The sequence below is a fragment of the uncultured Serinicoccus sp. genome (assembly GCF_947487915.1).
In the GTDB taxonomy this organism is placed as follows: Bacteria; Actinomycetota; Actinomycetes; order Actinomycetales; family Dermatophilaceae; genus Ornithinicoccus.
Map to the genome: position 1 here is coordinate 113,614 of NZ_CANKYH010000007.1, position 20,819 is coordinate 134,432.

Here is a 20,819-nt window from a genome sequence, read left to right on the forward strand (position 1 = left end):
GGTGCGGGCGGGCTCGTCGGTATGAGGCTCGGTCGGGTCAGCCACGGCGCTCCTCCTCGGTGGTGCGGTCGGTGCCAGGGTCGTCGCCGTCGCGGTGGCCGGCGGCGACGGTCACCGGTCGGGCCTGCTCGACGGCCGGCCGCGGCTCGACGAGCCGTTGGCCGGGCATGGGTGGGACGGGGTACCCGTCGGCGAACGGGTCGATCTCCTCGGGGACCTCCTGCGCCTCCTCGCGTGCCGCGGCACGCCGTTGGGCGTAGCGGTCCCAGAGGAGGATACCGATGAGGACGAACACGCCGATGCCGCCCAGCGTGAGCACGGTCACCCAGCGGCCCTCGCCGAAGTAGCCCTCCTGGGCGGACCGGATGAGCATGACGGCCACGACCCACACCAGCGAGAGCGGGATGAGGATCTTCCAGCCGAGCGCCATGAACTGGTCGTAGCGCACCCGGGGCAGCGAGCCGCGCACCCAGACGTAGAAGAAGATGAAGCCCCACATCTTGGCGGTGAACCACAGCAGGCCCCACCAGCCGGAGTCCAGGGCGCCGTCGAAGAGCACGTTGAGCGGCCACGGGGCGTGCCACCCGCCGAGGAAGAGCGTGGTGGCCAGCGCGGACACCGTGAACATGTTGATGTACTCGCCGAGGAAGAACATGCCGAACTTCATCGAGGAGTACTCGGTGTGGAACCCGCCGCCGAGCTCGCCCTCGCCCTCCGCGAGGTCGAAGGGCAGCCGGTTGGTCTCACCGATCATCGTGATGACGTAGACGACGAAGCTGAAGAACAGCGGCACGATGTACCACAGCGGGATGCCCAGCACGGTGCTCTGCTGCTGCGCCTCGACGATCTGGCTGGTCGACATCGAGCCGGCGTAGAGGAACACGGCGACCAGGGACAGGCCCATGGCGATCTCGTAGGAGATGACCTGGGCGGTGGACCGCAGCCCGCCGAGCAGCGGGTAGGTCGAGCCCGAGGACCAGCCGGCCAGCACGAAGCCGTAGGCGGACACGCCGGCCACCGCGAGGACGAGCAGCACCGCGACCGGGGTGTCGGTCAGCTGCAGCGGGGTCGTGTGCCCGAACATCTGCACGTCCCCGCCGAGGGGGATGATGGCGAAGGAGACGAACGCCAGCGACGCGACAATGAGCGGCGCGGCGTAGAACATCAGCTTGTCCGCGCCCTTGGGCGTGACGTCCTCCTTGAGGAACAGCTTGATGCCGTCCGCGGTGGTCTGCAGGATCCCGAGCGGGCCGAGCCGGTTGGGCCCGGGGCGCTGCTGCATGCGTCCGATGACGCGCCGCTCGAACCAGATGACGATGACCACGGAGATCATCACGTAGACGAACAGCAGGAACGCCTTGAAGAGCGAGAGCCACCACGGGGTGTCGCTGAAGTCGGCGGCCGGGAGGTCCTGCGCGACGAGCGGGACGCTCGCCAACACCTCGGGGTATGCCGTGAGCAGGCTCATGCCTCACCTCGCGCGGTCGGTCGGTCGGGTCCGGCGGAGCTGCCGGCGGACAGCGAGACCACGGCCCCGGCGTCCACCCCGAGGGTGGCCCGGACCGTGGAGCCCGGGGAGTTGGTCGGCAGCCAGACCACGCCGTCCTGCATGGGGGTGACCTCGACCGGCAGCTCCAGCGAGCCGGTGGTCGTGGAGACCCGCACCGTCCCGCCGGGGCCGACCCCGGCGTCGGCGGCCGTGGCCGCGGACACGCGGGCCACCGCCCGCGGTGCGGTGCCCGCCAGGAAGGGCTCCCCGTCCTGGAGGCGACCGGCGTCCAGCAGGTGGTGCCAGGTGGCGAGGACGGCCTCGCCGTCGGCGGGGCTGGCCGGACCCGCCGCGGCCACCGTCGGGGCGCTCGGTCGGGTGCCTGCCCACCGGTCCAGCCCGGTGAGCTCGCGGCGCACCTCGGTGACCGTGCCGGTCCCGAGCCGGACGCCGAGGGCGTCGGCGAGCCGGTCCAGGATGACGTGGTCGGAGCTCGCCCCGCTGTCGATGGCGCGCTCGAAGGGCCGCAGCCGGCCCTCCCAGGTGACGTAGGCACCGGCCTTCTCCTGCTGCGGCGCCACCGGGAGGATGACGTCGGCGTAGGCGTGCACCTCGCTCTCGCGGACCTCCAGGGAGACCACGAAGGCGCGCTCGAGCGCGCGCCGGGCCAGGGCGGGGTCGGGCAGGTCGTCGATCTCGATGCCGCCGACCACCAGGGCGGCCAGCTCGCCGTCCGCGGCCGCCTGGAGGATCCCGGTGGCGTCCCGTCCGACGGTGCCGGGCAGGGCGTCCACGCCCCACCGGTCGGCGACCTCGGCCACCGCGCCCGCGTCGCCGACCGGGCGACCGCCCGGCAGCAGCCCGGGGAGGGTGCCGACGTCGACGGCGCCCCGTTCCCCGGCGCGGCGGGGCACCCACGCCAGGGAGGCGCCGGTGGTGTGCGCGAGGGCCACGGCGGCCGACAGCGCCCCCGGGGTCGCGGCGAGGCGCTCCCCCACGAGGATCACCGAGCCGGCGGCCAGCGCGTCGGAGGCGGCGTGCACGGGGTTGACGTCGAGGGCCTCGACCGGGCCGTCGTCGGCCGTGCCGGGGCCGTCGGTGCGACGCCGGGCCAGCGCGTGCAGGACCTCCGCCTCGGTGCCCGGCGCGGAGGACAGCAGCATGCCGTCCAGCTTCTCCAGCCCCCGGGTCGCGAACGGCGCGACCGCGAAGACCTGGGTCGCGTGCTTGCGCAACCCCTTACGCAGCCGCAGGAAGACGATGGGGCTCTCCTCCTCCGGCTCCAGCCCGACGAGCAGGACCGAGGGCGCGGCCTCGAGGTCGGCGTAGCTCACCTCACGCTGCCCGGCGACGGCGGCGGCCAGGAAGTCGGCCTCCTCCGTGCTGTGCGGGCGGGAGCGGTGGTCGATGTCGTTGGTGCCGAGCGCGACCCGCGCCAGCTTGGCGTAGGCGTAGGCGTCCTCGACGCTCACCCGGCCACCCGGCAGGACGCCGACTCCGCCGGCCGACCGCGCGCGGGACAGCCCGGCCGCCGCGGCGGCATACGCGTCGCGCCAGGAGGTGACGGCGTAGTCGCCGTCGCTGCCGCGCACGACCGGGTCGTGCAGACGGTCCGGCAGGGTGGCGTAGGCGAAGGCCCACCGGCCCTTGTCGCAGTTCCACTCCTCGTTGACCTCGGGGTCGTCGAGGGCCATCCGGCGCAGGACCTGACCGCGGCGGTGGTCGGTGCGCAGGGAGCAGCCGGAGGCGCAGTGCTCGCACACGCTCGGGGTGGAGACCAGGTCGAAGGGGCGGGAGCGGAAGCGGTAGGCCGCGCCGGTCAGCGCCCCCACCGGGCAGATCTGCACGGTGTTGCCGGAGAAGTAGCTCTCGAAGGGCTGCTCCTCGTAGATCCCGACCTGCTGCAGGGCCCCGCGCTCGATGAGCGCGATGAACGGGTCGCCGGCGATCTGCTCGGAGAACCGCGTGCACCGGGCGCACAGGACGCACCGCTCGCGGTCCAGCAGCACCTGGCTGGAGATGTTGACCGGCTTGGGGAAGGTCCGCTTGACGTCCTCGAAACGCGAGGTGGGACGGCCGTCGGACATCGCCTGGTTCTGCAGCGGGCACTCGCCGCCCTTGTCGCAGACGGGGCAGTCGAGGGGGTGGTTGACGAGCAGCAGCTCCATGACGCCGGTCTGCGCCTTGTCGGCGACCTCGGAGGTGTGCTGCGTGCGCACCACCATGCCCGGCGACACCGCGATGGTGCACGACGCCTGGGGCTTCGGCATGGGCTTGAGGTTGCCCTCGCGGTCCGGGGTGGACACGTCCACCAGGCACTGGCGGCAGGCCCCGACCGGCTCGAGCAGCGGGTGGTCGCAGAAGCGCGGGATGTGGATCCCGACCTCCTCGGCGGCCCGGATGACCAGGGTCCCCTCCGGGACCGCGAGCTCGACGCCGTCGATGGTGACCTCCACCTTGGGCACGTCCTCCTCGGCCACCTCGTCGGGGATGGTCGGGTCACTGATCTCCACGCTCATGCGGGCTGGCTCTCCTTCGCGAAGAGGGTGTTGCGCCCGGCCGGGAAGGTCTCCTGCCAGGGCGTGTGCATGGCCTCCTCGAACTCCTCCCGGAAGTACTGGATGGCCGAGGTGATGGGGCTGGTGGCGCCGTCCCCGAGGGCGCAGAAGCTGCGGCCGAGGATGTTGTCGCAGATGTCGTCCAGCTTCTCGATGTCGCCCGGGCGACCCTGGCCGGCCTCGAGCCGCTCCAGGATCTGCTTGAGCCAGAAGGTGCCCTCCCGGCACGGTGTGCACTTGCCGCACGACTCGTGCGCGTAGAAGTCGGTCCACCGCGAGACCGCCCGCACGACCGAGACCGTCTCGTCGAAGATCTGCAGCGCCCGGGTGCCCAGCATGGATCCCTCGGCGGCCACCGACTCGAAGTCCAGGGGCACGTCGAGGTGGGCGTCGGTGAAGATCGGGGTCGACGAGCCGCCGGGGGTCCAGAACTTCAGCTTCTTGCCGCCGCGCATGCCGCCGGCCATCTCCAGCAGCTCGCGCAGGGTGATGCCGAGCGGGGCCTCGTACTGACCGGGGCGCTCCACGTGTCCCGAGAGGCTGAAGAGCCCGTAGCCCTGGGACTTCTCCGTCCCCATCCCGGCGAACCAGTCGGCGCCGTGCAGGACGATCGAGGGCACCGAGGCGATGGACTCCACGTTGTTGACCACGGTCGGTCGGGCGTAGAGGCCGGCGACGGCCGGGAACGGAGGCTTGAGACGGGGCTGTCCGCGACGACCCTCGAGGGAGTCCAGCAGCGCGGTCTCCTCGCCGCAGATGTAGGCCCCCGCCCCGGCGTGGACGGTGATGTCCAGGTCGAAGCCGGACCCGAGGATGTCCTTGCCGAGGTAGCCCGCGGCATACGCCTCCTCCACCGCCCGCATGAGGCGGCGGTAGACGTGGACGATCTCGCCACGGACGTAGATGAAGGCGTGGTGGCAGTCGATCGCGAACGAGGTGATGATCATCCCCTCGATGAGGAACTGCGGGGCCGCCATCATGAGCGGGGTGTCCTTGCACGTGCCCGGCTCGGACTCGTCGGCGTTGACGACGAGGTAGCGGGGGCCGCCGTCCGGCGGGGGCAGGAAACCCCACTTCATGCCGGTGGGGAAGCCGGCGCCGCCGCGGCCGCGCAGGCCGGACTCCTTGGCGGCGGAGACGAGGTCGGCCGCGTCCCCGGCGAGCGCCGTGCGCAGGGCGCGGTAGCCGTCGTGCTGCTCGTAGGTCTCCAGGGTCCAGGACCGCTCGGCGTCCCAGAACTCGGACAGGATCGGGGTCAGCTGTGCGCTCACAGCTCGTCTCCCTTCGTCTCGTCGACGTCCTTGACGCCCTCGGAGGTGGGCACCTCGTCGGGCTCGTTGGCATTGGTGTTGACCGAGCCGTACTGCCCCTGCGCCCTGCCTCCGGCCTGTCCCTCCGGGGTGGCCTCGGTGTCGGTCCCGGAGTCGGGCCGCGGTGCGGTCCACCCCTTCTCCTTGGCGAGCAGCGTGCCCCTCAGCGAGGCCTCCCCCGCACCGGGCCCCTCGTCGGCCAGCCCGTCGGGGAAGCCGGCCAGCACCCGGCTGACCTGCTTGAAGGTGCAGACGCGGGACGGGCCGCGGGTCGGGGTCACCGGCTCACCGGAGCGCAGCCGGTCGGTGAGCTCCTTGGTGCTCTCCGGGGTCTGGTCGTCGAAGAACTCCCAGTTGACCATGACGACGGGGGCGTAGTCGCAGGCCGCGTTGCACTCCACCCGCTCCAGGGTGATCCGGCCGTCCTCGGTGGTCTCGTCGTGGCCGATCCCGAGGTGCTCGCTCACCTCGTCGAAGATCTGGTCGCCGCCCATGACGGCGCAGAGGGTGTTGGTGCAGACCCCGACGGTGTACTCCCCGTTGGGGTGCCGCTTGTACTGGGTGTAGAACGTCGCCACCCCGCTCACCTCGGCGGTCGTGAGGTCGAGCAGCTCGGCGCACAGCCGCACCCCCCGGCCGGTGACGTAGCCGTCCACCGACTGCACGAGGTGCAGCAGCGGCAGCAGGGCCGAGCGCTTCTGCGGGTAGCGCGCGATGACCTGCTCGCCGTCGGCCTTCAGCTGGGCCAGCACGTCCTCAGGGTAGGGCTCCTCCGAGGCGTGCAGCGGGGTGTGGTGGTGCAGGGGTCCGTGGTCGGAGTGACCGGGCACGCTGTGGTGCACGCGTCGCTCGGACGCCTCGTCCAGCTGGCTGCGCATGTCCTCGCGCTCGTGGGTGCTGCTCTGCTCCGGGCTCATCGGTCCACGCCTCCCATCACGGGGTCGATCGAGGCCACCGCGACGATCACGTCGGCGACGAGGCCTCCTTCGGACAGCGCGGAGGCCGCCTGCAGGTTGGTGAAGCTGGGGTCCCGGAAGTGCACGCGGTAGGGGCGGGTGCCGCCGTCGGAGACGGAGTGCACCCCGAGCTCGCCCTTGGGCGACTCGACCGCGGCGTAGGCCTGCCCGGGCGGCACGCGGAAGCCCTCGGTCACCAGCTTGAAGTGGTGGATGAGGGCCTCCATGGACTCGCCCATGATCTCCCGGATGTGGTCCAGGCTGTTGCCCTGGCCGTCCGCGCCCACGGACAGCTGGGCCGGCCAGGCGATCTTCTTGTCGGCCACCATGACCGGCTCGCCCTCGCTGGCCCGCAGCCGCGCGATCGCCTGCTCGGCGATCCGCAGCGACTGCCACATCTCGTCCAGCCGGATGCACAGGCGGCTGTAGGCGTCCATGTCGCGCCGGGTGACGACGTCGAAGTCGTAGGTCTCGTAGCCGCAGTAGGGCTCGGCCTTGCGCAGGTCGTGCGGCAGCCCGGTCGAGCGCAGGATGGGCCCGGTGATGCCCAACGCCATGCAGCTGGCCAGCGACAGGTAGCCGACGTCGACCAGGCGGCCCTTGAGCACCGGGCTCTCCAGCAGCAGCTTCTCCAGCTCGCTGATCCCCCGGCGCAGCAGCGGCAGCTCCTCCTCGAACTGGTCGAGGTGTTCGGGCAGGACGTCCTGCGCCACGCCGCCGGGGCGGACGTAGGCGTGGTTCATCCGCAGCCCCGAGACCGCCTCGAAGAAGCGCAGCAGCCGCTCCCGCTCGCGGAAGCCGATGGTCATGACGGTGGTGGCGCCCAGCTCCATCCCGCCGGTGGCCACCGCGATGAGGTGGGAGCCGATCCGGTTGAGCTCCATCATGAGCACCCGGATGTCGTTGGCCCGCTGCGGGATCTGGTCGGTGATGCCCAGCAGCTTCTCCACGGACAGGCAGTACGCCGCCTCGTTGAAGATGGGGGTGAGGTAGTCCATCCGGGTGCAGAACGTGGTGCCCTGCGTCCAGGTGCGGACCTCCATGTTCTTCTCGATGCCGGTGTGGAGGTAGCCGATGCCGGCCCGCGCCTCCTGCACGGTCTCGCCGTCCAGCTCCAGGATGAGCCGGAGCACGCCGTGCGTGGATGGGTGCTGCGGGCCCATGTTGACGACGATCCGCTCGGCACCCAGCGCCGCCACGTCCCGGGCGATGTCGTCCCAGTCCCCGCCGGCCGCGGTGAAGACGGCGTCCCCGTCGGGGTCGCTCGTCGGGCCCCCCTCGGCATACAGGTCGGTGGGGGTGGAGTCGAGGTATGCCGCGCCCTCGTCGGCCGGGCTGCCGGCCACCTGCTCGTCGGTGCTGTTCGTCGTCGCCATCAGGTGTAGCTCCTGCGCTGGTCGGGGGCCGGGATGGTGGCACCCTTGTACTCGACGGGGATGCCGCCCAGCGGGTAGTCCTTGCGCTGCGGGTGGCCGGGCCAGTCGTCCGGCATGAGGATCCGGGTCAGGCCGGGGTGGCCCTCGAAGACGATCCCGAACATGTCGTAGGTCTCGCGCTCGTGCCAGTCGTTGGTCGGGTAGGTGGCGACGATCGAGGGGATGCGCGGGTCGTCATCAGGGCAGGTGACCTCCAGGCGGACCCGGCGCACGCCGTGGGTGATCGACTGGAAGTGGTAGACCGCGTGCAGCTCCGCACCGGTCTGCTGCGGCCAGTGCACGCCCGAGACGCCGGTGCACACCTCGAAGCGCAGCCGCGCGTCGTCGCGCAGCGGCCGCACCAGCGCCTGCAGGTGGTCGCGGTGCACGTGCAGCGTCAGCTCGCCGCGGTCCACCACCACCCGCTCCAGGCCTGCGGCGAAGGCCTCGGGCGCCGCGGCCTCGAGGGCGTCGACCACCTCGTCGAAGTAGGAGCCGTAGGGACGCTCCGCGGCGCCGGGCAGCAGGACGGGCACGTCGAGCCCGCCGTAGCCCGAGGTGTCGTTGCCCAGGGACCCGCCGAACATGCCCTTCTTGCGGGCGACCTGGACCGGCTCGCGGTCCTCGGCACGGAGCTCGGCCGGGACCGAGCCCCCACCGCTCTCCTGCGCGTGGGTGGGGCTGACCTTCTGGTCCTCGGTGCGCTCCGGGGCGTTGACCGGGTCCTGCGTGGTCTCGTGGACCACCGGCTGCTTGTCCGGGGTCTCCGGACCGCTGCTGCGCCCGCTCACGCCAGCAGCCCCTTCATCTCGCTGGTCGGCATCGCCTTCATGGCGGCCGACTCCGCCGCCCGGGCGGCCTCCTCGCGGTTGACCGAGAACTTGAACTCCCGGATCTGCTTGTGCAGCTCGAGCACCGCGTTGAGCAGCATCTCGGGCCGCGGCGGGCAGCCCGGCAGGTAGACGTCGACGGGGACGATGTGGTCGACCCCCTGGACGATCGCGTAGTTGTTGAACATGCCGCCGGAGCTGGCGCAGACGCCCATGGAGATGACCCACTTGGGGTTGGGCATCTGGTCGTAGACCTGCCGCACGACGGGGGCCATCTTCTGGGACACCCGGCCGGCGACGATCATGAGGTCGGCCTGCCGCGGGGTGGCGGCGAAGCGCTCCATGCCGAAGCGGGCGATGTCGTAGTCGGGCGTGCCCACGGCCATCATCTCGATGGCGCAGCAGGCGAGCCCGAAGGTGGCGGGCCACACGGAGTACTGGCGGAGGTGACCGGCCAGCCCCTCGACCGTGGTCAGCATGATCCCGCCGGGGATCTTGTCCTCGAGTCCCATCGTTCAGCTCACTTCCCTCGTGCTCAGTCCCATTCGAGGCCGCCCCTGCTCCACTCGTAGACGAAGGGCACCGACACCACCACCAGGAAGAGCAGCATGGCCAGGACGGAGAAGAGCCCCACCTGGTCGAACGCCACCGCGAAGGGGTAGAGGAAGAGCACCTCGACGTCGAAGACGATGAAGAGCATCGCGGTCAGGTAGTACTTCACCGGCACACGACCGCCCTCATGGGCCTGCGGCGTCGGCTGGATCCCGCACTCGTAGGCCTCGGCCTTGGCGCGGTTGTAGGTCGTCCGCCCCAGCAGGGCACCCCCGAAGACCGACCCGAAGGCGAACAGGAGGCCGAACAGCAGGAAGAAGACGACCGGCAGGTACGGGTGGTAGTCCATCAGGGCCAGCACTCCTTTCGAGGGATGCCCGGCGTCGGGCTCGCCAGGGTCGCGCGCGTTCCAATCCTAGGGGTGGACGTGGCCGTCATGCCGCAGGGGTCATCCGGCTCAGCGCGTTGATCACCCGGTCGTCCATCCCACCGCCGCGCTCCTGCGGCAGGTTGGCCATGATCTTGAGGAGCAGGCGCATGAGGGAGCGCCGCGGCAGACCGTACCGCACCGCCAGGCGCATGACCTCCGGCTTGCCGATGAGCGTGGCGAAGTGGCGACCCAGGGTGTAGTAACCACCCAGCGAGGCCTTCATGGCCGCGGTGTAGGAGCGCAGCACCGCCTCGGTCTCCCCCGGGGTGGGCCGCACCAGCGCCGAGGCGATGACCTCGGCGGCGTGCCGGCCGGACTCCATCGCCTCGGCGATGCCCTCGCCGTTGAACGGGTTGACCATCCCCCCGGCGTCGCCGACGAGCAGCAGGCTGCGGTCGTAGAGCGGCTGGCGGTTGAAGCACATCGGCAGGGCCGCCCCACGGATCGGGCCCTGCTGCGTCTCCTCCGAGAAGGTCCAGTCCTCCGGCATCGTCGCGATCCAGCGGCGCATGACGTCGCGGTAGTCGAAGGTCCCGAACGCCTCCGCGGTGTCCAGGATGCCGAGGCCGACGTTGGCCGTGCCGTCCCCGACCGGGAAGATCCAGCCGTAGCCGGGCATGAGGACGTCTCCACGACCCTGCTCGGCATCGTCCCCGCGGGCCCAGAGCTCCAACCAGGACTCGAGGTAGGGGTCGGCGTGCCGGGGGGTCTCGAAGTAGGCGCGCACCGCGACCCCCATCGGCCGGTCGTCGCGCTTGGGGCGGTCCATGGCCAGCGACAGCCGGCTGGAGTTGCCGTCGGCGGCGACGACCACCCGGGAGCGGAACTCGCGGCGCTCGCCGGTGGGGCGTCCGTCGGGGCCCATGACCTTCGCGCGCACGCCGCAGATGTGGCCGCGCGCGTCCAGCACCGGCTCCTGCACGTTGATGCCCTCGAGCAGGCGGGCGCCGCGGGTCACGGCGTGCCGGGCGAGGATCTCGTCGAGGTCGTGCCGCGTCCGGACCAGGCCGAAGCCCGGGAAGGTCTCGTTGGCCGGCCAGTCCAGCTCCAACCGCATGCCCCCACCGAGGATGCGCAGACCGCGGGTGCGGTGCCAGCCGTCGGCCTCGTCGATGGGCACCCCCAGGCTGATGAGCTCACGCACGGCGCGCGGGGTCAGGCCGTCGCCGCAGATCTTGTCGCGGGGGAAGGTCGACTTCTCCAGGAGGAGGACGTCGAGGCCGTGGGCGGACAGGTATGCCGCAGCGCTGGCCCCTCCCGGCCCGGCTCCCACGACGATGACGTCGGCGGTCTCGACCTGCTCACTCACGGTGTACGCCTCGCTTGTGACAACCTTCACGAACGGTGCCGAGTCTAGGCCCGCAGCCCCACGGGGATCGGCCCAGGGGGGCCTGAGAGCGAATACGTCATGCGGCCCGCCCCAAATCCCTCACCGGGCCGTCACCGTCACCGCGCCAGGACGTCGCCGAGCCGCAGCGGGCGCCCGTGCTGCTCGGCCAGCTCCGCGGACTGGGCGAGGAAGAGCTCGGCGCAGGCGAGCGCGTCGGTGAGCGCCGAGTGGGCGCGGTAGCGGGGCAGCCGGTAGTGCCGGCGGCAGGCGTCCAAGCGCAGCCGCCCGGAGGCCAGCTCCGGCGTGGGGACCCGGAGCATCCGCTGCGCCAGCGTCAGGGTGTCGACCACCTGGAGCGGCACCTCGGTGCCGTAGAGGCGCCGACAGGCCGCGGAGAGGAACGCCGTCTCGATCTGGGCGAAGTGCGCGAGCAGCACCCGGCGCACGGGCCGCACGCCCTCGCCACCCCCGGTCCGCAGCGCCTCCAGCACCCCCGGCAGCACGAGGGCCAGGTCGGGGCCGTGGGCGAGCCGGTCGTCGGTCAGCCCGTGGTGGACCGCGGACTCCCCCACGGGCCCCTGCGGCCGGACCAGCTCGTGCCGGGCCTGCGCCAGGACGATCCTGCCCTGCACCACGGGGACGTGCCCGACAGAGAGGACCTCGTGGCGGCGCGGGTCGAGCCCGGTCGTCTCCAGGTCCAGCGCCAGCAGCTGCACCTCTGCCAGCGGGGTCCCGCGGTCCACCGCGGACGCCTCCGCCAGGTCGGCCAGGGCGGTGCCGGGGGTGGGACGGGGACGGCGGCCGGGGAGCAGCCCGCGCAGACCCATCACCCCACCTGCGGCGAGCGGGAGGACAGACCGTGCTGCGCCGCCCGCACGATGGCGAAGGCGTCGCGGAGGTGGCGCCGGTCCAGGCTGCCCAGCCGGCGCGGGTCGAGGTGGTTGTCCGGCGCCTCCCCGGCGGCCACCTGGGCCGCCTGGTGGCGCAACCGGAGGTAGGACAGCAGCTCCAGGGCGTCCGTGAGGTCCGTGGCGGCCTCCGCCGCGATGAGGCCGGCGTCGCGGGCCGCCGTCAGCCTCGCGCCGGTGCCGAGCGCCGTGGACCGTGCGCGCAGGGCGTGGACCCGGGCGAGCTGCACGATGGCAGCGATGCCCCGCTTGAGGTCGAGGGTGTCCCGGTGCTCGCCGGCGTCCTCCAGCACGAAGCCGCGGAAGAAGCCGATGGGTGGGCGCATCCGGGCTGCCTGCGCGGTGAGGTGGGCCAGCAGGAGGTCCGAGCGGCCGCCCAGCGGCACGACCTCGGCGCGCAGCCCCTCGACGAGGTCGGCGTCGCCGTGCACCGCCCGCATGTCGTAGAAGATGGCCGCCTGCAGCACCGCGTCCGGGGCGGGCTCGTCGCTCCACCGGCCGAACTGCACGCGCCACCCGCCCACCCGCAGCCGCCACCGAGGGTTGGTCGCCATGACGTCACCGTCGCACCGGGGCAGCCCGCAGGCCTCCAGCCCCTCGGTCACCCGCTCGGCGAGCGCGGCCCACCAGGGGTCGGAGGGGTCGGCGTCGTCGGCGAGCACCAGGGCGTGGTCCTGGTCGCCCCCCAGGCCCTGCTCCTCGCGGGCGGCCGACCCCAGGGCCGCCCAGGCGTAGCGCCCCGGGGCCGGGCCGAGCGCGGACTCGGCCAGGACGACGAGCCGGCGGGTCAGCGCGTCGGTGAGGGCCGCCACGACGCGGCCCACGTCCGCGGCGCTGGCGTCCTCCCGGACCAGCTGGCCCACGACGGCGGGGATCCGGGCCGCCTGCTCGACCACGCCGGCGACGTCGGCCTGCCGCTGGACGTCGGCGACGACGTAGACCGGGTTGGAGCGCTCGAGCCGCACGAGGTCGGTGGTGGTGACGAGCCCGAGCACCCGCCCGTCCTCCACGACGGGCAGGTGGTGGATGTTGCGACCGGTCATCTCCAGCATGGCCTCCAGCGCCAGGGCCTGGGCCGGCAGCGTGACCGGGTCCGGCGTCATGACCTCCTGGACCGGACGGTCCGGCGCGACCCCCGCGGCGAGCACCCGACGGCGCAGGTCGCGGTCGGTGACGATGCCGAGGAGCGCGGCGCCGTCCATGACCAGCAGCGAGGAGACCCCGGCCTCGGTCATGACGCGGGCCCCCTCCGCGACCGTGGCCGACGGCGCGACGGAGACGGGATCCACGCGCAGCAGGTCGCGCACCGAGGTCTTGAGCACCGCCGAGCCGCGGGCCGGGGCCTGCAGCTGGGCGATCGCGGCGGTGATCCGCCCATGGTGCGTGGCGGCGAAGTGGACGGCCACGGACGGGTGCTCGGCCACCAGCGCGTCGAAGTCCGGCTGCGGCAGCTCCAGCAGCAACGTGTCCTCCCGGGCGGTGGCGGCATACCGGGTCGGGACGTGCTCGACCAGGGCGGACATGCCGAACCCGCCGCCGGCCCCCACCCGGTCGACGAGGTGGCCGTCATCGGTGATGTCCACCGCGCCGGACCGCACGAGGTAGAGCCGGTCGCCCCGGTCGCCGGGGCGCAGCACCACGGTGCCGCGCCGGGCGTAGCTCACGGTGCACCGGGCGGGCAGGCGGTCGAGGACGTCGGCGGGGAGCGCGTCGAAGGGCGCGTGCTCGGCCAGGAAGTCCCGGATCTCGGCGAGCTCGACGTCCATGGCCGTGTCTCTCCTACACCCCGTCGACGGTGTCGTCCGGGGCGACGGCGTGGTGGAGGGCGACGACGCCACCGGTGAGGTTGCGCCACCGCACCTGCCCCCACCCGGCGGCACGCACCTGCTCGGCCAGCTCGCGCTGCGCCGGCCAGGCGCGGATGGACTCGGCGAGGTAGACGTAGGACTCGGGGTTGGAGCTCACCCGGCGGGCGACCTGGGGCAGGGCCCGCATGAGGTAGTTGCGGTAGACGGTCGAGAAGACGGGCACGACGGGGCGGCTGAACTCGCACACCACCAGGCGCCCGCCCGGACGGGTGACCCGGTGGAACTCGCGCAGGGCCACACCCACGTCGGCGACGTTGCGCAGGCCGAAGCTCACCGTCACCACGTCGAAGGCGTCGTCGGCGAAGGGAAGCCGCATCGCGTCCGCGGCGGTGAAGGGCAGGTCGGGGCGGCGGCGGTAGCCCTCGGCGAGCATGCCGTGGGAGAAGTCGGCGGGGACCACCTGGACCCCGCGGTCGGCGTGGGGCTCGCTGGACGTCCCCGTGCCCGCCGCGATGTCGAGCACCCGCTCCCCGGGGGCGGCGTCGACCGCGCGGGTCACCGCGCGCCGCCAGAGGTGGTCGATGCCCCCGGTGAGGACGGTGTTGGTGACGTCGTAGCGCCGAGCCACCGCGTCGAACATCCGGGCCACCTCGTGCGGTTGCTTGTCCAGGTCGGCTCGCGTCGGGCTCATGACCGGCATTCTCCCACCACGTCCTACGATGGTCGGCTGTGGCTGTGACCCGTCCCGTGCCCCGTCTGCGCGCCCGCACCCTCGCGGTGGACGCGCCCGGCGACCTGCTCACCCGCATCCCGGACGAGATCGACCCCAGCGACGTCGTGGCCTGGCTGCGGGAGGGCGACGGCCTCGTGGGCTGGGGCCGGGTCGCCGGCCTGCGCACGAGCGGCGCGGACCGGTTCGGCGAGGCCGAGCGGTGGTGGACCGCGGTGCAGGAGCACGCGCAGGTCGAGGACGGCGTGCGGCTGCCGGGCACCGGGCTCGTGACCTTCGGGTCGTTCACCTTCTCCCCGGACTCGGCCGACGCCAGCGTGCTCACCATCCCCCGCGTCGTCATCGGCCGGCGGGACGGCCTGGCGTGGGTGACCCAGGTGGTGGTGGACGACGAGCCGTGGCCGACCGCGCACCCGGCCGAGCTGCTCGGGCGCACCAACGCCGACATCGAGGTGCTCGACCCCCTCGTGGAGGCTCCCGGCGCGGTGGCCGCCGACCGGTGGCCGGTCGTCGTGGAGCAGGCCGTGGGGCGGATCGGCCGCGGCGAGGTCGAGAAGGTCGTGCTGGCGCGCGACGTGCGGGTGCGCCACCGCGACGGGCACGTGGTGCGGCTGGCCCCGGTGCTCGAGCGTCTGGAGAAGCGGTATGCCGCCACCTGGACCTTCGCCGTCGAGGGGCTGGTGGGCGCCACCCCGGAGATGCTCGTGCGGCTGCAGGGCGGCCGGGCGCGCTCCCGGGTGCTGGCGGGGACGATCCGCCGGCCCAACGGCATACCGGTGCGTCGGGTCGGGGACACCCTGGCCGCTGCGCCCGACCCCGAGCACCCGGTGGACCCGCGGCTGCGGCTGGTGAGCAGCGAGAAGGACCTCGACGAGCACGCCTTCGCGGTGCGCTCGGTGGCCGAGGCGCTCGCCCCCCACTGCGCGGACCTCGTGGTACCCGAGGCGCCCTACGTGCTCGAGCTGCCGGACGTCTACCACCTCGCGAGCGACCTCACCGGGACGATGCGCAGCGGCGCCACCTCGTTGCGGCTGGCCGCGGCGCTGCACCCGTCCGCGGCGGTCTGCGGCACCCCCACCGAGCCCGCCGCCCGGCTCATCGCCGAGCTGGAGGGCATGGACCGGGGCCGCTACGCCGGTCCGGTCGGGTGGATGGACGCCTCTGGCGACGGGGACTGGGGCATCGCGCTGCGCTGCGGGGAGCTCGCCGAGGACCGGCACTCGATGCGGCTCTTCGCCGGCGGCGGGATCGTCGCCGCGTCCGACCCGGAGGCCGAGCTGGCCGAGACCGAGGTCAAGCTCACCGCCATGCGGCATGCCCTCGGGCTGGGCGGCGTCTGAGCCCCGCCGCTTCCTCAGCCCGGCCCCGCCTGGCCCCTCTGGACGCCGACAGGTCAACTGCACGCCGGCACGTCAGCTGGCAGCCCCCTCGACGCGGCCGAAGGTTGACATGCCGGCTGGAGGTTGACCTGGCGGCCGGAGGTCGGCCCTGCGGACCGGGGCGTCAGGCGTCGATCCAGTAGCGGCGCTGGGGCACGCCCCCGCCGGGCGGGACCCGCACGTCCTCCAGCACACCCCCGCAGCGCTCGATGGTGGCCGCGGAGGCAGCGTTGCCGTCGTCGCAGGTGACCAGCACCCGCGCGACGCCGAGGCCGCGCAGCCGCTCGACCGAGAGCCGCAGGATCTCGGTGGCGTGGCCGCGGCGGCGGAACGGCGGGGCCACGGCATACCCCACGTGGCCGCCGAGGTCGCGCAGGAAGGGCGTGAGCTCGTGCCGGATCGAGACGCGACCCACCGGTATGCCGTCCACCTCGGCCACGAGGAAGTCCGCCCGGACCCTCCCGGCGGGCAGGTCGCGGCCGTCGGCCTCCTGCTGCAGCTGCGCCAGGACCTGCGGCCAGGTGCCCTCGGCGAGGAGGAAGGTGAACCCCTCGACGGCGAGCTGCTCGTGCATCGCGCGCAGCGCGGCCTCGTCGCGGGCGGTGGGCGGTCGCAGGGTGAGCATCACCCCACCATGGCCGCCCCGGCGCGGTCCCGGCCACCGCTCTTCTCCCGCATGACCGGGGACAGCACGAGCAAGAGGGCGAGGAAGCCGACGACGAGGAAGAGCGCACGGTCCAGACCGATCTCCTCCGCCAGCAGCCCGATGGTGGGCGCCCCGAAGAGGAAGGCGCCGTAGGCGATGGTGGACACCACGGTGATCGCGCGGTTGCCGCGGCCGGGCACCTCGCCCGCCGCCGAGATTGCCGCGGGGAAGATCGTGGCGACACCCAGCCCCCACAGCAGGCCACCGGCCAGCGCGAGCGCGAGCGAGGAGCTGAGGGTGACCACGAGGATGGCGACCGCGGCCAGCATCCCCCCGGCGCGCACCACTGCGGCCCGGCCGAAGCGCTCGATCGCCGGGCCGCCCAGCAGCCGCCCGATCATCATCGTGAGGTTGAACGCCGTGAGCGTGAGGGCGCCGAAGGCCGCCGGGGCGCCGTGCACGTCGACGAGCAGCAGCGCCAGCCAGTCGTTGGCCGAGCCCTCGGCCAGCGCCCCCGCCAGGCAGATGAGCCCGATGAGGAGCTCCGCCGGGGTGACGCCGCGCCGAGCCGGGCCGGCCTGCGCCGTGGCCACCGCCGCCTCGGCCGCTCCCAGGGTGGGCTCGGTCACCGCCCCGGTGCCCGTGTCGGCGTCGGCCTCTTCGGCGACCCCCACGTCGCCCGTGGTCGCCTCGGGGACGAAGCGGCTGGCCCCCCACACCCCGGCCACCGCGGCCACCGCCGCCAGCACGGGCAGCTGGGCGAGTCCGATGCCGAGCCAGGCCGCGAGCGCGCCGGAGCCGGCCCCCAGCACCGCGCCGCCGGAGAAGGCCGCGTGGAAGAAGGGCATGAGCGAGCGCGAGCGGGCCTGCTCGACGTGGGTGCCCTGGATGTTCATGGCGACGTCCCAGATCCCGACGTTGGTGCCGGTGAGGACGAGCACGGCCAGGAGCACCGGCACCGAAGGGACGGCCGTCACGGCAGCCCACCCCAGGCAGCCGAGGATCACTGCGACGGTGACCACGCGCCCGCTGCCGAAGCGGTCCACGAGCCACCCGGTGAACGGCATCGCCAGGAGCGAGCCGAGCCCCATACCCATGAGCGCCAGACCCAGCGCGCCGGTGTCGGCGCCCAGGTGGTCGCGCACGGCGGGCACCCGCGCGAGGGCCTGGCCCATGACGAAACCGGCGCTGGCGAAGACCACCAGCACGGCCAGCACCGAGCCGCGCACGTCGCGCCCCACGGGCCCACTCCTTGTCCTCGACGTCATCGGAAATCCCCCGGCGCACCAGGGTAGTTGGTCCAGACTGGGGCGGTGACCATCTCGCTCCCCGCCCCCGTCGACCTCACGCCTGAGGACCTGCCCCGCATCCGGGACCTCGTGGAGACCGTCTGGTTCTCCGTCGTGCCCGGCAAGACCCTGCAGCACCTCGACGAGGAGATCGACCTGCGGCACGCCCGCGGCATCCCGCGACCGGACGGCCCGCTGCCCGGTGAACCGGCCGCCGCGGCGCCGCTGCTCGGCCTCTACAGCGCCTTCGACCTCGGGCTCAGCGTCCCCGCCGCCGACGGCGACCTCACCCGGGTGCCGATGGACGGGCTGACGATGGTGAGCGTGCACCCGGACGCGCGCCGGCAGGGCGTCCTGCGCCGGATGATGACCGACCACCTGCACCGGGTGCACGACCGCGGGGAGGCGGCCCTCGCCGGGCTGCACGCGTCCGAGCCGGCGATCTACGGGCGCTTCGGCTACGGCCACGCGAGCGCCGAGGCCAAGCTGACGATCGGCCGCGGGACGACGCTCGCGGCGCCGGCATCGCTCGCGGCCCGCGCCGACGAGATCCGCACCCACGTCACCGACCTCGACACCGAGGAGGCGCTCGCCGCGGTCCACCGGACCCACCTGGCCTGCGCCGACGTGACCCTCGGCGCGGTCACCCGCCCGGAGTCCACGGAGCAGTCGTGGTTCGCCTTCCGGGACCACCCCCTGGCCCGCGCCGGCAAGGAGCCGAACCGGGTGATGTTCGCCCGGCGGGACGAGGAGCTCACCGGGTATGCCGTCTTCCGCCGGGAGAGCAGGTGGGACGACGGCCAGCCCGCGGGTGAGGTGAGCGTCGCCGAGCTGACGGCCACCGACCACGCCTCGCTGCTGGCGCTGGCCCGTCGCCTGGTCGACATGGACCTCACCGGACGCACCGTCTTCTGGTCGCGGCCGACGGACGACCCGCTCGCCTGGTGGGCCGGCGGGCCGCGCTCGGCCGGCATGCGCGTCTTCGACGCCCTCTGGCTGCGGCTGGTCGACGTGCCGCGGGCCCTGCGCGAGCGGGGCTATGCCGCGGGGGCGCCGCTGGACCTCGTCGTGCAGGTCGAGGACGAGGTGTGCCCGTGGAACGCCGGGCGGTGGCGGCTGCAGGTCGACGGCGACGGGTCCGCCCAGGCGGGCCCCACCGACGCGGACCCGGACGTGGTGACGCCCGTGGCGGCGCTGGGGGCGGCATACCTCGGCGGGCGGACCCTGCTCGCGCAGGTGCCCACGCTCGGCGTGCAGGAGCGCACCCCCGGCGCCGTGGCCGCCCTGTCCCGGGCGATGCGGGCCGAGCGCGAGCCGGTGCCGGCGATCGGGTTCTAGCCCGCACCACGGTGGTGCAGGAACGGTGCTGCACCCTGGTCGCCAGGACGACCGGGATGCAGCACCGTTCTGGCACCAGGGTCAGCGCAGGGCGTCGCGGACGCGCCGGTGGGTGGCCCGGTCGACCGGCACCTCCAGCACCCGCAGGCCCTCGGCCCGCTCCGCCAGCCGCTCCTCCAGCGCGCCCAGGGAGTCCAGCCGCTCGTGCGGTACGCCGTGCGCGGCGCAGAGGGCGCCCAGGTCGGTGCCGTGGGGGGTACCGAACACCCGCTCCGCCGCAGCCGCGCCCGTGGGGCTGGCGAGGCGGTCGGGGTCGCCGTACTCCAGCGTCGAGAAGATGCCGCCCCCGTCGTCGTTGACGACGACGACGGTGAGGTCCGGGCGCGGCTCCCCGGGCCCGATCACCAGGCCACCGGCGTCGTGCAGGAAGGTCAGGTCCCCCATGAGGGCGAGGACGCGGGGCGGGCCGGTCGGTGGCTCCCCGCCCTGCACGGCGAGCGCCACGCCCACGGCGGTGGCCACCGTGCCGTCGATGCCGGCCAGACCCCGGTTCGCGACGACCCGCGCCGCGGCGGCGGTGCCGTCCAGCGAGACCGCCAGGTCGCGCGGCACCGTCGAGGAGCCGAGCACGAGCACGTCGCCGGCCCCCAGGGCGCCGGCCACGACCCGGGCGACGCCGACGCCCGTCGGCTCCGTTCCGGCCGCCGCGGCGACCCGTCCCGCCAGCGCCTCGCCCGCCGCCGTCCAGGCGTGCACCCACGACGAGGCCTCGGTATGCCGTCGCGGCGGCGCCACCAGGGCGCCGGGCCCGTGGACGCGGCTCACCACGTGCGAGGGGTCGGTCCAGCGCTCGTGCGCCGAGACGTGCTCCACGACCACCCCCGGCAGCCGGAGCAGCGCGCCCAGCTCGCGGAAGAGGGTGAGCCGCCCCACGACGACCACCCGCTCGGGCAGCAGCTCCGTGAGCTCGCCGCGGGCCACGGCGGCGGCGAGGAGCGGGCCGTGCGGCACCACGCCGGGCCCGGTCGGGAGCCGGCCGAACGGCTCGGCCAGGACCGGCCAGCCCGCCTCCTGCGCCCAGGAGAGGGCCCGGTCGGCCGACGCGGGGTCGGGCAGGTCGCCGAGCAGCACCAGCGTCCGGTGGCCCGGCGCGAGCGGGGCGGGCCGGGCCGCCGGCACCGGCGCCACCGTGACCCAGGGGACCCCGGAGGCCCGCCCGGCGAGCAGGTCGTCGGCGCCGGCCGCAGGCACGGGCACGGGCGCGAGGGGGTCGCGGAAGGACACGTTGAGGTGCACCGGCCCGGCGCCGGCACCGGCGACCGGCCCGGCGCCGCGCGCGGCGGCCAGCGCACGGCATACCGTCGAGCGCCAGTGCGCGCCCGCGCCCGGGGTCACCGCCTCCGGGGCCGGCAGGTCGACCTCCCACCGCACCGCGCCGGCGAAGATGCCGGGCTGCACCGTCGTCTGGTTGGCCCCGGTGCCGCGCAGCTCGGCGGGGCGGTCGGCGGAGAGCACGACGAGGGGTATGCCGCTGTGCGAGGCCTCGAGCACCGCCGGGTGGAGGTTGGCGACGGCGGTCCCGGACGTGGTGACGACCGCGACGGGTGCGCCGCTGCCGCGCGCCAGCCCGAGCGCGAGGAAACCGGCGCTGCGCTCGTCGATCCGGACGTGCAGACGCAGCCGGCCCGCGCGGTCCGCCTCCTCCAGGGCGTAGGCCAGCGGCGCCGAGCGCGACCCGGGGGCCAGCACCGCCTCCCGCACCCCTCCGCGCACCAGCTCGTCGACGAGCACGGTGGCCAGGGCGGTCGAGGGGTGCACGCCCCGATGGTCGCACGGAGGCGGGGCGGGTCG

17 protein-coding genes are annotated in these 20,819 nt (G+C 73.9%); 2 read left to right on the plus strand and 15 right to left on the minus strand.

Annotated features, from left to right (window positions below; all coding sequences use genetic code 11):
* Window positions 1-37: 37 nt before the first annotated feature.
* The 12 genes from nuoH to Q0795_RS10680 form a co-directional block, all read right to left on the minus strand.
* Window positions 38-1,468, minus strand: coding sequence for an NADH-quinone oxidoreductase subunit NuoH (gene nuoH / locus Q0795_RS10625; RefSeq protein WP_298889492.1), 1,431 nt, complete (start codon window positions 1,466-1,468; stop codon window positions 38-40).
* The gene (locus Q0795_RS10630; RefSeq protein WP_298889494.1) at window positions 1,465-4,008 is read right to left on the minus strand and encodes an NADH-quinone oxidoreductase subunit G; all 2,544 of its coding nucleotides are present in this window, start codon (window positions 4,006-4,008) and stop codon (window positions 1,465-1,467) included. Before Q0795_RS10630 ends, nuoH begins: the two co-directional genes overlap by 4 nt.
* A complete protein-coding gene (gene nuoF, locus Q0795_RS10635) occupies window positions 4,005-5,318 on the minus strand; it encodes an NADH-quinone oxidoreductase subunit NuoF (protein ID WP_298889496.1) in 1,314 nt (437 codons plus the stop codon). Before nuoF ends, Q0795_RS10630 begins: the two co-directional genes overlap by 4 nt.
* The gene (gene nuoE, locus Q0795_RS10640) at window positions 5,315-6,274 is read right to left on the minus strand and encodes an NADH-quinone oxidoreductase subunit NuoE (protein ID WP_298889498.1); all 960 of its coding nucleotides are present in this window, start codon (window positions 6,272-6,274) and stop codon (window positions 5,315-5,317) included. The genes nuoF and nuoE overlap by 4 nt, the downstream gene beginning before the upstream one ends.
* Window positions 6,271-7,689 carry an NADH-quinone oxidoreductase subunit D gene (locus Q0795_RS10645; protein ID WP_298889500.1) on the minus strand — a complete coding sequence of 473 codons (1,419 nt, stop codon included), beginning with the start codon at window positions 7,687-7,689 and terminating at the stop codon, window positions 6,271-6,273. Before Q0795_RS10645 ends, nuoE begins: the two co-directional genes overlap by 4 nt.
* Window positions 7,689-8,519, minus strand: a complete 831-nt coding sequence (locus Q0795_RS10650; protein WP_298889502.1) for an NADH-quinone oxidoreductase subunit C — start codon at window positions 8,517-8,519, stop codon at window positions 7,689-7,691. The genes Q0795_RS10645 and Q0795_RS10650 overlap by 1 nt, the downstream gene beginning before the upstream one ends.
* Window positions 8,516-9,070, minus strand: coding sequence for an NADH-quinone oxidoreductase subunit B (locus tag Q0795_RS10655; RefSeq protein WP_058890547.1), 555 nt, complete (start codon window positions 9,068-9,070; stop codon window positions 8,516-8,518). The genes Q0795_RS10650 and Q0795_RS10655 overlap by 4 nt, the downstream gene beginning before the upstream one ends.
* Window positions 9,071-9,093: 23 nt before the next feature.
* On the minus strand, window positions 9,094-9,459 hold the full coding sequence (locus tag Q0795_RS10660) for an NADH-quinone oxidoreductase subunit A (protein WP_010146291.1): 366 nt from the start codon (window positions 9,457-9,459) through the stop codon (window positions 9,094-9,096).
* Window positions 9,460-9,544: 85 nt separating this feature from the next.
* A complete protein-coding gene (locus tag Q0795_RS10665) occupies window positions 9,545-10,849 on the minus strand; it encodes a geranylgeranyl reductase family protein (RefSeq protein WP_298889504.1) in 1,305 nt (434 codons plus the stop codon).
* Window positions 10,850-10,986: 137 nt separating this feature from the next.
* Entirely contained in the window at window positions 10,987-11,697 is a 711-nt protein-coding gene (locus Q0795_RS10670; RefSeq protein ID WP_298889506.1) for an exonuclease domain-containing protein, read from the minus strand.
* A complete protein-coding gene (locus Q0795_RS10675; protein ID WP_298889507.1) occupies window positions 11,697-13,544 on the minus strand; it encodes a DUF294 nucleotidyltransferase-like domain-containing protein in 1,848 nt (615 codons plus the stop codon). The genes Q0795_RS10670 and Q0795_RS10675 overlap by 1 nt, the downstream gene beginning before the upstream one ends.
* A gap of 13 nt (window positions 13,545-13,557) precedes the next feature.
* Window positions 13,558-14,277: a demethylmenaquinone methyltransferase gene (locus Q0795_RS10680; protein WP_298889509.1), complete on the minus strand. Its 720-nt coding sequence runs from the start codon at window positions 14,275-14,277 to the stop codon at window positions 13,558-13,560.
* A 38-nt stretch (window positions 14,278-14,315) separates the two neighbouring features.
* Between Q0795_RS10680 and Q0795_RS10685 the strand changes: the two genes are divergently transcribed.
* The gene (locus Q0795_RS10685) at window positions 14,316-15,656 is read left to right on the plus strand and encodes an isochorismate synthase MenF (RefSeq protein ID WP_298889511.1); all 1,341 of its coding nucleotides are present in this window, start codon (window positions 14,316-14,318) and stop codon (window positions 15,654-15,656) included.
* A 163-nt stretch (window positions 15,657-15,819) separates the two neighbouring features.
* Here the strand turns inward: Q0795_RS10685 and Q0795_RS10690 are convergent, their stop codons facing one another.
* Window positions 15,820-16,320, minus strand: coding sequence for a GNAT family N-acetyltransferase (locus Q0795_RS10690; RefSeq protein ID WP_298889513.1), 501 nt, complete (start codon window positions 16,318-16,320; stop codon window positions 15,820-15,822).
* Window positions 16,320-17,582, minus strand: a complete 1,263-nt coding sequence (locus Q0795_RS10695) for an MFS transporter (protein ID WP_298889515.1) — start codon at window positions 17,580-17,582, stop codon at window positions 16,320-16,322. The genes Q0795_RS10690 and Q0795_RS10695 overlap by 1 nt, the downstream gene beginning before the upstream one ends.
* Before the next feature lie 72 nt (window positions 17,583-17,654).
* Between Q0795_RS10695 and Q0795_RS10700 the strand changes: the two genes are divergently transcribed.
* On the plus strand, window positions 17,655-18,968 hold the full coding sequence (locus Q0795_RS10700; RefSeq protein WP_298889517.1) for a GNAT family N-acetyltransferase: 1,314 nt from the start codon (window positions 17,655-17,657) through the stop codon (window positions 18,966-18,968).
* A gap of 81 nt (window positions 18,969-19,049) precedes the next feature.
* On the opposite strand, the gene menD is transcribed toward Q0795_RS10700, so the two are convergent.
* Window positions 19,050-20,786, minus strand: coding sequence for a 2-succinyl-5-enolpyruvyl-6-hydroxy-3-cyclohexene-1-carboxylic-acid synthase (gene menD, locus Q0795_RS10705; RefSeq protein WP_298889519.1), 1,737 nt, complete (start codon window positions 20,784-20,786; stop codon window positions 19,050-19,052).
* Window positions 20,787-20,819: the final 33 nt, after the last annotated feature.

Bases quoted from the DNA above. Each gene is read 5' to 3' on its own strand.
- nuoH (WP_298889492.1), bottom strand. From the start codon at position 1,468: ATGAGCCTGCTCACGGCATACCCCGAGGTGTTGGCGAGCGTCCCGCTC.
- Q0795_RS10630 (WP_298889494.1), bottom strand. From the start codon at position 4,008: ATGAGCGTGGAGATCAGTGACCCGACCATCCCCGACGAGGTGGCCGAG.
- nuoE (WP_298889498.1), bottom strand. From the start codon at position 6,274: ATGAGCCCGGAGCAGAGCAGCACCCACGAGCGCGAGGACATGCGCAGC.
- Q0795_RS10645 (WP_298889500.1), bottom strand. From the start codon at position 7,689: ATGGCGACGACGAACAGCACCGACGAGCAGGTGGCCGGCAGCCCGGCC.
- Q0795_RS10655 (WP_058890547.1), bottom strand. From the start codon at position 9,070: ATGGGACTCGAGGACAAGATCCCCGGCGGGATCATGCTGACCACGGTC.
- Q0795_RS10660 (WP_010146291.1), bottom strand. From the start codon at position 9,459: ATGGACTACCACCCGTACCTGCCGGTCGTCTTCTTCCTGCTGTTCGGC.
- Q0795_RS10670 (WP_298889506.1), bottom strand. From the start codon at position 11,697: ATGGGTCTGCGCGGGCTGCTCCCCGGCCGCCGTCCCCGTCCCACCCCC.
- Q0795_RS10675 (WP_298889507.1), bottom strand. From the start codon at position 13,544: ATGGACGTCGAGCTCGCCGAGATCCGGGACTTCCTGGCCGAGCACGCG.
- Q0795_RS10680 (WP_298889509.1), bottom strand. From the start codon at position 14,277: ATGAGCCCGACGCGAGCCGACCTGGACAAGCAACCGCACGAGGTGGCC.
- Q0795_RS10690 (WP_298889513.1), bottom strand. From the start codon at position 16,320: ATGCTCACCCTGCGACCGCCCACCGCCCGCGACGAGGCCGCGCTGCGC.